13 protein-coding genes are annotated in these 12070 nt (G+C 28.9%); 8 read left to right on the plus strand and 5 right to left on the minus strand.

The genetic code is table 11. The annotated features are described in order from the left end of the window. Positions 1-23: 23 nt before the first annotated feature. From Ccar_RS03085 to Ccar_RS03095, 3 genes are all read left to right on the plus strand, one after another. Positions 24-1271, plus strand: coding sequence for an MFS transporter (locus Ccar_RS03085; protein WP_007058927.1), 1248 nt, complete (start codon positions 24-26; stop codon positions 1269-1271). A 120-nt stretch (positions 1272-1391) separates the two neighbouring features. Further along, a complete protein-coding gene (locus Ccar_RS03090; RefSeq protein WP_007058926.1) occupies positions 1392-1991 on the plus strand; it encodes a Crp/Fnr family transcriptional regulator in 600 nt (199 codons plus the stop codon). Between the two features lie 64 nt (positions 1992-2055). Further along, positions 2056-2856, plus strand: coding sequence for an SDR family oxidoreductase (locus tag Ccar_RS03095; RefSeq protein ID WP_007058925.1), 801 nt, complete (start codon positions 2056-2058; stop codon positions 2854-2856). Positions 2857-2991: 135 nt separating this feature from the next. Here the strand turns inward: Ccar_RS03095 and Ccar_RS03100 are convergent, their stop codons facing one another. Beyond that, entirely contained in the window at positions 2992-3183 is a 192-nt protein-coding gene (locus Ccar_RS03100; RefSeq protein WP_007058924.1) for a hypothetical protein, read from the minus strand. A gap of 267 nt (positions 3184-3450) precedes the next feature. On the opposite strand from Ccar_RS03100, the gene Ccar_RS03105 reads away from it, so the two are divergent. Both Ccar_RS03105 and Ccar_RS03110 read left to right on the plus strand, forming a co-directional pair. Next, entirely contained in the window at positions 3451-4209 is a 759-nt protein-coding gene (locus tag Ccar_RS03105; RefSeq protein WP_007058923.1) for a LytR/AlgR family response regulator transcription factor, read from the plus strand. After that, entirely contained in the window at positions 4202-5470 is a 1269-nt protein-coding gene (locus Ccar_RS03110; protein WP_082141584.1) for a sensor histidine kinase, read from the plus strand. Before Ccar_RS03105 ends, Ccar_RS03110 begins: the two co-directional genes overlap by 8 nt. On the opposite strand, the gene Ccar_RS26630 is transcribed toward Ccar_RS03110, so the two are convergent. Next, positions 5467-5613, minus strand: coding sequence for an AgrD family cyclic lactone autoinducer peptide (locus Ccar_RS26630; protein WP_007058920.1), 147 nt, complete (start codon positions 5611-5613; stop codon positions 5467-5469). The genes Ccar_RS03110 and Ccar_RS26630 overlap by 4 nt on opposite strands. A 37-nt stretch (positions 5614-5650) precedes the next feature. Continuing rightward, on the minus strand, positions 5651-6214 hold the full coding sequence (locus Ccar_RS03115; RefSeq protein WP_007058919.1) for an accessory gene regulator B family protein: 564 nt from the start codon (positions 6212-6214) through the stop codon (positions 5651-5653). A 251-nt stretch (positions 6215-6465) separates the two neighbouring features. Here Ccar_RS03115 and Ccar_RS03120 point away from each other — a divergent pair, with 251 nt between their 5' ends. Further along, positions 6466-7596, plus strand: coding sequence for an Ig-like domain-containing domain (locus Ccar_RS03120; RefSeq protein WP_035774085.1), 1131 nt, complete (start codon positions 6466-6468; stop codon positions 7594-7596). 130 nt (positions 7597-7726) lie between these two features. Beyond that, on the plus strand, positions 7727-8638 hold the full coding sequence (locus Ccar_RS03125; RefSeq protein WP_007058917.1) for a nucleoside hydrolase: 912 nt from the start codon (positions 7727-7729) through the stop codon (positions 8636-8638). Between the two features lie 391 nt (positions 8639-9029). Here Ccar_RS03125 and Ccar_RS03130 read toward each other — a convergent pair whose 3' ends face one another. Further along, on the minus strand, positions 9030-10004 hold the full coding sequence (locus Ccar_RS03130; RefSeq protein ID WP_007058916.1) for an alpha/beta hydrolase fold domain-containing protein: 975 nt from the start codon (positions 10002-10004) through the stop codon (positions 9030-9032). Between the two features lie 46 nt (positions 10005-10050). Beyond that, positions 10051-11040, minus strand: coding sequence for a lipoate--protein ligase (gene lplA / locus Ccar_RS03135; RefSeq protein ID WP_007058915.1), 990 nt, complete (start codon positions 11038-11040; stop codon positions 10051-10053). 218 nt (positions 11041-11258) lie between these two features. On the opposite strand from lplA, the gene Ccar_RS03140 reads away from it, so the two are divergent. After that, positions 11259-11996 (plus strand): MerR family transcriptional regulator, encoded by a 738-nt coding sequence (locus Ccar_RS03140; protein ID WP_007058914.1) that lies wholly within the window; start codon positions 11259-11261, stop codon positions 11994-11996. Positions 11997-12070: the final 74 nt, after the last annotated feature.

The following is a 12070-nucleotide window of genomic DNA, read 5'->3' on the forward strand; positions in this document are numbered from 1 at the left end:
TGATTTTTGAGAGGAGAATTTAAATGTTTAAATTTAGATCATACAATGGACAGAACACAGAACAAATCGTAGATAAAAAGGCTTTAATATTTGGTCTTATGTCTGTGTTTCTTTGTGGAATAGGCTTCAGTATTATAGCACCTGTTGTCCCATTTTTAGTGAAGCCTTATATAAGCAATCCAGGAGATCAAGCTATAGTTGTTACGCTTTTGACCTCTGTCTATGCAGTCTGCATGTTTTTCGCGGCTCCTGGACTTGGGGCTTTGAGTGATAAATATGGTCGTCGTCCAGTGCTCTTAATATGTCTTTTGGGTTCTGCAATTGGGTACTTGATTTTTGGTATAGGAGGAGCTCTATGGGTATTATTTTTGGGGCGTATAATAGATGGAATAACGGGTGGAACCATAAGCACTATCTTCGCATACTTTGCAGACATCATTCCTCCAAATCAGAGAACCAAATACTTTGGGTGGGTGAGTGCAGTTGTAGGTGTAGGCAGCATTATTGGCCCAACCCTAGGAGGATTGCTTGCCAGGTTTGGTTACTCTGTACCAATGTATTTTGGAGCAATAATAACCTTACTAAATGTTGTTTATGGATTATTTTTTATGCCTGAGAGCCTTGAGAAGAATAATAGACTAAAAGAAATTACTTTTGTAAGGCTGAATCCGTTTATACAGCTTATAAACGTGCTTTCCATGAAAAATTTAAAAGGGCTGCTTATCTCAGCATTCTTACTTTGGATACCTAACGGCTCTTTACAGGCAGTTTTTTCACAATTTACAATGGATAATTTCAATTGGAAACCTGTAGCAATAGGAGTTATGTTTTCAATTATGGGTTTCCAAGACATCATTTCACAAGGTTTCATAATGCCAAAGCTTTTGGTAAAACTTAGTGATAAACAGATAGCAATTGTGGGAATGGTTTCAGAGATTATAGGCTACGGTTTTATTGCAGCATCAGCTTTGTTTTTATTCTATCCTCTTTGTATCGTTGGAATGTTTATATTTGCCTTTGGTGATTCCATATTTGGACCTTCATTCAATGGAATGGTCTCTAATTCCGTTAATTCTAGTGAACAAGGAAGGATTCAAGGAAGTAGCCAATCTATTCAAGCTTTAGCAAGAATAATTGGTCCTATCATTGGAGGTCAAATCTATGCATCACTTGGACATGCTGCACCTGCTTTTATGGGTATGATCCTTATAGCAGCGGCAATACCAGTTTTGTATAAGGGTATGTATGTAAATGAGCAAATATTTAGCTAACGTGGAATTATAATTCTAGATATTCCAGAAATTTAACGCTTTATATTTTCTATGTAAATTTTAGAATTTATGCTATGCTATTTTAAGTAAATGAATATTTAAAAGAGGAGAGTTTTTTACATGAATGAAAATGTAAATAATGTTTTATGGGTGAATCTCTTAAAAAGTAATGATATTTTTCTTGATGAGGAAAATATTGCTTTATTGAGGAATGTTTCTAAGCCTAAGGTATTAAAAAAGGATATGTTCTTTTTACAGGAAGGTGAAAAATCTACTGAAATAGGTTTTATTATTAAGGGTGTATTTCGATCTTATTATATTGATAAATCAGGCAATGATGTAACAAAATATTTTTATGCAGAAGGTGGGATATTATTTTCTTATGCGGCATATCTATCTCAAAAAGAATCTATGTACTGTATACAAGCATTAGAAGATAGTGAAATTCTTGTAGTTAAGATTTTCGATTTTGAAAAAATAGTGGAAGGAAATTATCAATTACTTTTATTTTACAAGAAAATGATTGATAAAACACTTGTTATAAAAGAAGAGCATGCAATTAGTTTTAAATTATTAGACAGTACAAAGCGTTATGCGCAATTTCTTGATACATATCCTGATTTGGAAGCACGTGTTAAGCAATGTCATATTGCATCCTATTTAGGAATAACTCCTGTATCTCTTAGCAGAATAAGAAAAAAATTAAATATTAACAAATGATAATGCAATAAATCTCCAGGTGATTTATGATGTACCTAAGTTTTACTACTGGAGGTTGATTGTTATGAAAAATGAAATAGTTATTTTAATTACTGGATGCTCTACAGGAATTGGAAGAGAGCTTTGTAATATATTATCTCAGAAAGGATGCACGGTTGTTGCAACAGCAAGAAATGTGGAAGCTTTAAAAGATTTATCCGCATCTTTAAAATTATCCCTGGATGTTACCCAAAAAGAGTCTATTCATAGGGCAGTAAATGAAGTGATATCAAAATTTCATAAAATTGATATTCTTATAAATAATGCAGGGTATTCACTTAGAGGAGCTTTAGAAGAAATTGATGTAAATAGGTCTAAAAGTATGTTTGATGTAAATGTGTTTGGTATAATTAATATGGTTCAGGCAGTTGTTCCAGAAATGCGTAAAAAACGATGTGGTAAGATTATAAATATTGGTTCTATTTCAGGAAAATTTGCTCAACCTATTAATGGGACTTATTGTGCATCAAAATTTGCAGTTGAGGCATTAAGTGACACACTACGTTTAGAATTGCACAGTTATAATATTCAGACCACCGTCATTGAACCGGGACCTATGAAAACCAACTTTTTTAAGGCGTTAGTGGATAATTCAGGCGATGTTATAAAAAATGAAAAATCTTGCTATTCACATTTTTATAAATCAGATGCCCAATATAGAAATAAGCAAAAACGAGCTGATTCTAAAGTAGCAGCACAAGCTATTAGTGATACAATTTTGAAAAAACGACTTAATGCCCGTTATAAAGTTGCTGTTCCATTTACATATAAGATGGTTACATATTTCCCGGATTTTCTAAGGGAATATTTTATGAAAAAAAGATAAATAAATTTTAACTATGTATTGATTTATTTCCAAAATTTGTGATATACTTGTTAAGTGAGTGGATTGCAGTATTGAGCAATTTGCTTATTGTACTAAAAATAATTTTGTCTAGATGCAATAGGAAGCTTGGCAGAGCTACTTATTGCATTTTTCTTCTTTTTTGTCCAGATTTAATGTGATTTCAGAGGAAACCTCATCTTTTTTCAAAGTGGTTTTTGATTGGAACAAAGCTTTCATTAGCTCTTGTTTATAGCAAAAACCAAGAAGCATAGCAACAATTCCTAGCATTGTAATACATAGAATAGTGATAATAAAATTTAGATTCACAAGACCACACTCCTTTTATACATTTATAGGTGCAATCCGCTCACTTTATGAAGAGAGTTTAGAAAATAATATGTGCTTGTAAATTAATTGTAGCATACATTATTTTAGAATACGTTAAACGTTTCATTAAAACCCCTATTTTTGTTATTAATTTATGTAAATATTTAATTAAGTTTAATAAAATATTGAATTTGTGGAAAGGTATTTCTGAATTAATATAGAATATCTAATTAATGATAAATAAATATAAAGGGGTATGATAACTATATGTACAATATATTAATTTTAGAAGACGATCATATTCAGTTAAAAACCCTATCAGAGATTATAAAACAATTAGGTGATATGTATCAAGTATATGAAGCCACAAATACTACAGAAGCCTTTAAAATAGCACAGCAAAATGTGATTGATCTTTTTTTTGTGGATATTAATTTGAAAAATGAATCAGGTCTTAAATTTGCTCTTGAAATAAGGAAAATAAAAAGATATAGACTAAACTGGATAATATTTGTGACAATTTATAAGGAATATATGCTTTCAGCTTTTAAGAAAATTCACTGTTACGATTATATAGTAAAGCCTTATAATAAGAAAAAAATCCAAAGAATGACAGAGCTTTTGATGTCAGATGGCAGAGCACAAGTTGCTGTTACGGAAATTAATGAAAAATTTATAATTGTTCCTATAAAGAACATTGAAGTAAAAATATTTGTTAATGAAATAATTTTTGTGGAAGTTTTTATTAGAACTTCAATAATTCATACTATAAATGGTTCCTTTACCATAGATTATTTATCCCTTAAGAAATTGAATTCAATGATAAATGATAAGAATATACTTCAGAGCCATAGAGCTTATCTAGTTAATATAAAATATATCAATAAAATTGAAAAAACTAATAATAAAACTTCTTACAAGATTTATTTTTATAATACTGACAAAACTGCATTACTCGGAAACAACTATAAGAAATGTATTATGGAAAGGTTTAATAATGTTGTAGGTGAGAAAATAAATGGATAATTATAAGATGTTCATCTTAATATTTATAGAAGTAGGAAGTTTTATGCTGCTTTGGAATATGTTTAATAAAGAATGTGAAAAGAGATTATGTAAAAGCTTACTCGTTATACTTTTTACTTCATTGGTATTTCTAATTACAAATTACATTTATATGCCTATGCAGTTTTTAGTAAATTATTTTTTTTTACTTCTAGCAATTAAATTTATATTTAAAAAAAATATAAAGGATTTGTTATTAGAATTTGGGTTGGTTATAGTTATTTGTGGTATAATGCAGCTTGCTATAATAATTATGTTTAGATTGTTTATTCCAAGCTTTATGGTGAAGGATAATTTCATATATTCACTTATTGCAAATTTTATTTGCATATTTTTAAGCTATTGTATTTATAGATATATATCTTATGGAAAACTAATAATTTTTTTAAAGCAGAAAAGTTCTAAAATATACTTTTTTTCTATGAATCTTCTTATATATGTGATTATTTCAAAGTGGATATGGGGTTTTAAAAGACATGAATTTTTGAGTGATAGTATAATATATCTTATGATTCCATTAGTATTTATTATAGCAAATTTGTTTTTATTTGATTATGAAATGAAGAATAATGAAATAAAGAGGTCACTTGAAAATTATAAGAAATACTCTCCTGTAATATCCCAGCTATTGGAGGATGTAAGGAGGAGACAGCACGATTTTAAAAATCATTTAAATACTGTTTACAGCCTTGTTCTAGTATCCGATGAAAAGAATTTAAAGGAAACCATATTACAATATATAGATTCTCTTGATATTTCTCTGGAAAATATGGAAAAGGTACTTCAAATAGATAATACAGTGGTAGCAGCCATTATCTACAATAAAATGAATGAAGCTGCTAAAAATAATATTGAATTTAAATATGCTATTGAAGGGGATTGTAAGCTTCCTTTTAAAAACTATGAACTTTCAGAAGTTTTAAACAACCTTTTAGATAATGCTTTTGATGCTGTTTTAAATTCAAAAAATAATTTAAAAAAGATATTTTTAAATATAGGGTACCTAGAAGAAAATTGTATTATAGAAATTGGGAATACAGGTGAAAGAATAGAATTTAATGATATTGCAAAGATCTTTAATGCAGGGTATTCTACTAAAGAAGGAAAAGACCGTGGATATGGATTATATAATGTAAAAAAAATAGTTGAATCCTATGAAGCTAGAATTCAACTATCCTTTGAAAATAACTATACAGTTTTTAGTATTAAATTATACAATTAATGTTTTTTTAAGCATTCTGGAATTTCAGGCTCTCCAATATAAATAAAACAGTTAGGCCATTTTTCAGTTAAAAATGAACCTAAAAATAGGGGAAGTACACATAATATTGATTTTACCTTGAAACTGTTAAATAATTTTTTCATAATATCCTCCTTGTTTTATATAAGTTTACTAAAAAATTTATAATGTGGGCTTTTTAGCCAGCACAAGTTGTACACCTTGTACTAATATAGTGCTGAAGCCGCAGTTAACATAGGTTGTACTTTCCAAAAATAATAAAATAATAGTCCATATAGCTACAACTAGAGCTGCTGCAAATTTATATTGCAGCTTTGTTTTATTATCTTTTATAGGTATCCTTACACTACATATTGGAGCTCTTACTAAAACTATCACTAAACTAATTATGCTTACGAGCAAATAGCATGCTGCTGGCAATTTAGGTGCTGAAGGTGCCAAAACGCTAGTTAATATAAACAACAGAGTTGTTGCAATTAGGCAGTTCAAGGTACCTTTTAAATGTAATCCACCAGCAAACAGTCGAGTGGATAGAATTATGAGTAAGGAAAAATAGAAATATTTCTCCTTATGTATTATATTAAAAAATAGTAATAGAAAAACAGTTTTAAATCCTTCACTTAAAAGCACAGTTAAGCCATATTGTATTCTTGCTCTGTCTTTAGTATTGTTGTAGATTTCTGTACAAATGAGTGAAGTAAGCTGTAAAGCTAATTTATTTATCATTTTTAATACACCACCTGTAATTTTAAAATACATTTATCTTAAGAGGCTTGTTTATATAATACTATGACTTAAATTGTAAATTTATTACAATGTGAATCTAAGTTTCACTAGGTGATACAAAATTAGCTTATCCTAGATAAAATGATAATAAGAGTGCTATAATTTAATTACACAGTATTCATTAAAAGGGGTATGTTTCCACGAAAAATAATTATAAAATATTATCTTTGATATTAATATGTAATTTAATTTTGCCAACTTATGCATATGCTAAAGAGTTTGGAAAACAAGAAAATGTGGCAAGAAACAAGCTGTGGACTATAAAATTTAATAGTGTGCTTGATACAGAATCATTAGAGGAAAATATAAATGTAACAGATGCTAAAGGTAATATAGTTGAAGCAACTATAAGTATAAGTAGTGATAAAAAATCAGTTACATTAATACCTAAAAAAGAATATATTACAGGTGAAACATATACTTTGCATATAAATGAAGGCATAAAGTCAGTTGAAGGTAAAATTTTAAAAGAAAGTGCGACTAAAGAATTTAAAGTTAATGGGGATGAGAAAGTTAACGAAAATTTAAATTTTCCTATTAAAGCTGAAAATGTTGATTTTGTGACCTTGGCAGATAACAATTTTACACAAGTTATATCAAATGGGATGGAACCACTTGAAAGAGATGATGCTAGAATTAATGAAGTAGTATCAATGGTAAATACATCTACTAAAATAATGGAATCTACTGAAGATGAAGTAAAATCAATTGGATTTAAAAAATTTATTCCGCTTACTTTAGCAATGAAAAATCTTAAGAGGTACGTTCATATTTGGCCACTAATAAAGGAAACTAACACAACAAATACATTTCAAGGTAAAGAAACAATTAAAGTGCCTTTTACAGATCGGTATATTATGGCTTTTGATAACAGTGGTGATATAAAGGGTAATCTAAAATATTATACAGTTTACTCTAAAGTACTTTCCGAATATTTACTTCAACAAATAAATGAAGTACCTAGTTATATAGGAAATTATTTTACAATAACTAAAACTGCTAGCAATGGTGGAACTACACAAAGTGAAAATGTATTGAAGGATAATGTTGAAATCAAAAATGGGGATAATTTGATTTTTTCAGGTATCGGGTGTAGTAATGGTGATATCGATGTTTATATAACCGATCAAACAGGAAATGAGAGATATCACATCTTAAATGTAAGCCCATTTTTGGGAGAGTGGAGTGTAGAAAAAACTATTTCAAATAAAATGAAAACTTATGATGGTAAGGATTTGACATTGGATAAAAAAGTTTATTATTTAGAAATAGATTGTACTAAGGGTTATAAGTCTTGGGGACAAATTGTTGACCTACGATAAATAGTCTTCAATTAAAGAAGACAGTTTTTTTCAATGAGATATTGATGTCCTAATTCTATTTGAATGAATTAGATAAAAGCAATAATAATTTGTTATAATGTTATTAATACTTAAATATTGGAGGCGTAATATGAAAAAATATCCATTAATTATAGATTGTGATCCTGGTGTTGATGATGTTCTTGCTATTTTGGTAGCTCATTCAAAACCAGAATTTGATATTAAAGCTATTTGTTCAGTATCAGGAAATGTAGGAATTGATTTGACTACTCATAATGCTCAGCTTATGGCTGGACTATTAGGCTTAGACTGCATAGTAGCAAAAGGAGCTGAAAAGCCAATTATTAAAAATGCTCAGCCTGCTACGGCTGTACATGGTTTAGATGGATTTGGTGGCTGTGCAAGTGCATTTAGTGATGATAAATTATCAAAATTAAGTGATTTAAGTGCAATAGAGATTGAAAGAAAAATATTAATGGAGAGCAGTGAACCTGTATACATAGCTGCTACTGGACCATTAACAAATATAGCATTACTCTTGTCAGCTCATCCAGAAGTAAAAAACAAAATTGCTGCAATTAGTATAATGGGCGGTGGAATAAATATTGGAAATGCAACTCCATGCAGTGAATTCAACTACTTTACAGATCCAGAAGCTGCATATATTGTTTTTAACAGTGGTGTTAAATTGATGATGTGCGGCTTGAATGTTACATTAAAGGCAACTTTAACAGATATTGAGTTAAATGAAATGAGAAAATTCCATAACACAATATCTGATACTATAGTTGAAATCATTTCAACATATGCAGCTAATGATGCTGCAATTCATGATCCATGTGCCATACTTGCCATTACAAATCCAGATATGTTTGAATACAAGGATCAATATGTTCAAATTGATATAAGGGATGGTATTACGCAGGGAATGAGTTATGTAGATGAAGTACATAATTTAAATAAAGAACCTAATTGCCGTGTTTTTTATGATATTGAGAAGGAATTCTTTAGAAAAGCTATTGTAAATTCTGTAAATATATAATTCAGCATTTTTTATAAGCTTAATATGTACTACAATTCATAATGTAAAAATAATGTGGCACAACTTTTTTTGAGAGGACAATTGACAGAGGACAGAGGACAGAGGACAATGAAGGTGAGTTTTCCTCCTTACGTCAGAAAACTAATTTATTTTTAAGCTTATTTTGCTAGCGCAAAACAAGCTTTTAATTTATATAAATCAGCAATGTTTCACTTTAGTGAAACGAGCCATCAAAAATTTAATTAAAGATTTTTCGCAGCAAAGCGGAGAAAAATCATCCTTCACTGTCCTCTGTCAATTGTCCTTTGTCCTCTGAAAAGTTGTGTCGCATTATGCTTATATTACTAATTACAGTATGTTTAAGTTTCTTAATGCAACAACTTTATTTATGTTATAATGGAGAATTAAATATTACAAACTTCAATAATCCTTCAGACATAGAACTAATGTCAGTGCTTGAGATATTTGATAAATCATGTACATTGCTGTTCAAAGTAATCAATTCTACTTTGGCATGTTCTTTAACACATTTATCATAAAGTTCTTTTGAACTCTTGTAAGGAACCATAGGATCAAAGCTGCTGTGTATTATTAATGTATTTGGTATTCCCTTACTAACATAATTTATAGGGTTCAATTCTTTTATTACAGTATCCTTATCTTGTATTGAATTAAAAATTTTTGTTAAGTCATAATTTAAATCACTTGTATTTAAAAGACTTAAATCAGTTGGACCTGCAAAATCAATTAAATATTTAATTTTAGATGAATACGTACTTAAAGCTTTGTCATCAGTAAAATTATCATTGCTGCTGTAACTAGCTAGAAGCGAAAGATGAGCACCTGATGAAACACCAATAACTCCTATTTCATTTGGATCGAGATTATAAGTAGATTTATTTTTATATATCCATCTTATAGTATCCTTAATATCTGCAACTTGTTTATTGAAATTAGCTTTATTCCTATTGAGCTCGTAAGAAGTACTTATAATTGTATATCCTTCTTCTCTGAAAGTATTAAGTACGGGACTTAATGCATCGGGAATACTTTTATCACCATAAACCCAGCTGCCGCCGTGAACATATAAAATTACTGGAGATGGATTATTACTCTTTTTTAGTGAAGAATAAATATCCAGTGTAAGCGGAACTCCATTAGTATTTTTATATATAATATCCTTGTAATTCATTGATTGAGACATTTTTAATCCATTAATCTTTGGAGTTCTCATATTATCATTTTTCACAGAAATATATTTATTAACTAGTGTATAAGTTAATATAATTCTTTTATGAAATATAGCAATAAAAATAATCAGTGCAGCAACTAAAATAATCAAGAATCCTTTCAAAAATTTTTTCATTAAATTCCTCCGTACCTAGTAGTAAAAATTAGCTTAAAGTTTTATATTAGCTAAATAAACAGCATAAAAATTCTTCTTTTGTAACATTTCCTAAATAGTCATTTACGTCAGTATCTTGTAAAGCCTTTTTTACTTCTTCTTTATCATACTTTATGCTTTTTAATTTTTCTTCTAAAAGTTCTATATCACATTTACCAAAAAAGTCACCATATATTTTACAATTTTCTATTAGTCCATTTTTTACATCAAGTCTAACATCTACACATCCACCTTTAAACCTGTTATATCCTTTGTAGTTAAACTTAGGTGAATTGCCAAAATTCCATTCCCAGGTGCCATATTTCCCATCTACCATTTTTTGTATGGCTTTTTTATCATCTTCAGTTAATTCATATGTTTCTATAGGTTCATTTAAATATGCAAATATATTTTTTAACAATAGTTCTTTAAATTTTAATACATCAACATCATATTTAACATGAGGTTTAATATTAGTAACTCTGCTAGATACAGATTTTATACCCTTTGATTCGATTTTATCTCTTTTTACATTTAATCCTTTAGACAATGTATCTAATTTAGAATCAAAAAGTAATGTTCCGTGATTTAATATTCTTTCTCTTGAAACGCTTTGAGCAATTCCAGAAAATTTCTTGCCATCTATTACAAGATCGTTTCTGCCTGATAATTCGCATTTTATTCCTAAGTTTTCTAAAGCTTTAATTATAGGAACGTTATATGTCTTAAAGTCTATTTTGACATTATGTTCTTTAATTTTTGTAATAAATGAAAAATTTAAGTTACCAAGATCATGATATACAGCACCGCCTCCTGTAACCCTTCTAACAACATTAATATCATTTTGCTTTACAAATTCCATATTAATTTCTTCTACTGTATTTTGATGTTTTCCAATAATGATCGATGGGCAGTTTCTCCATAGCAAAATATATTCACCCTTTAAATTTCTAAATGCATATTCTTCAAGAGCTAAGTTATAATGTGGATCTGTTGAAAGATTTTCTATAAATTTCATTAAATGCATCCCCTTTATTAATTTATGTAAATTGGGTCTATAGGTAAAGTAAAGTGCCAGTTTTATTCTATCAATTTTATGAAGAAAAATAAACATTAAAAGTTAGGAAACTCATTTTATTTTTGGTATTGACTCTAACGTAACGTGATAGTATATAGTATAACTATACTAAAAGAAAAGAGGTAATAAAATGATATTTTAAAGGAGGTACAGGATTTTTGGAACTGAAAATTAACGAGGTTGCAAAATTAACAGGAGTTACTGTGAGAACTCTTCATTATTATGATGAAATAGGTTTGCTTAAGCCAAGCAAGGTTTCTGAGGCTAGCTATCGTTTATATGATGACGATGCTATTGAGCTGCTTCAGCAAATATTATTTTTCAAAGAGTTGGACTTTCCGCTTAATGAAATTAAAGAAATTGTTAAAAGTGCATCATTTGATAGAACAGAAGCACTAAAAAAACATAAAGAGCTTCTTATTAAAAAACGTAAAAGAATTGATAAGCTAATAAAGCTTGTAGAAAAAACAATAGAAGGAGAATGTAATATGAGTTTTAAAGAATTTGACAATATTGATTTTGAAAATGCAAAAAAGAAATATGCAAAGGAAGTTAAAGAACGCTGGGGAAAAACTGATGCTTATGCTGAAAGTGAAGCAAAGACTAAAAATTATGGTAAAGAACAGTGGAAGCAGGTAAACGAAGAAGGCGGCAAGATTTTAAAGGCTTTTGCTGAGAATAGGGAAAAAAGTGCTGACAGTAAAGAAGTTCAAACACTTGTTAAAGAATGGCAGAATTACATTACAAAAAGATTTTACAAATGTACTAATGAAATTTTAAAGGGCCTTGGACTTATGTACTTACAGGATGAACGTTTTAAAGAAAATATTGATAGTTATGGCAAGGGAACGGCAGAATTTATGTCACAAGCAATTGCAATTTACTGCACAAAGTAAATGAAAGTATACAAAGTTATTTTTCATATTTAAATGTGCACTAACTGAAAATAAAGACTATATTTTTAAGATTT

It is taken from the genome of Clostridium carboxidivorans P7, assembly GCF_001038625.1.
Lineage (GTDB): Bacteria > Bacillota > Clostridia > Clostridiales > Clostridiaceae > Clostridium_AM > Clostridium_AM carboxidivorans.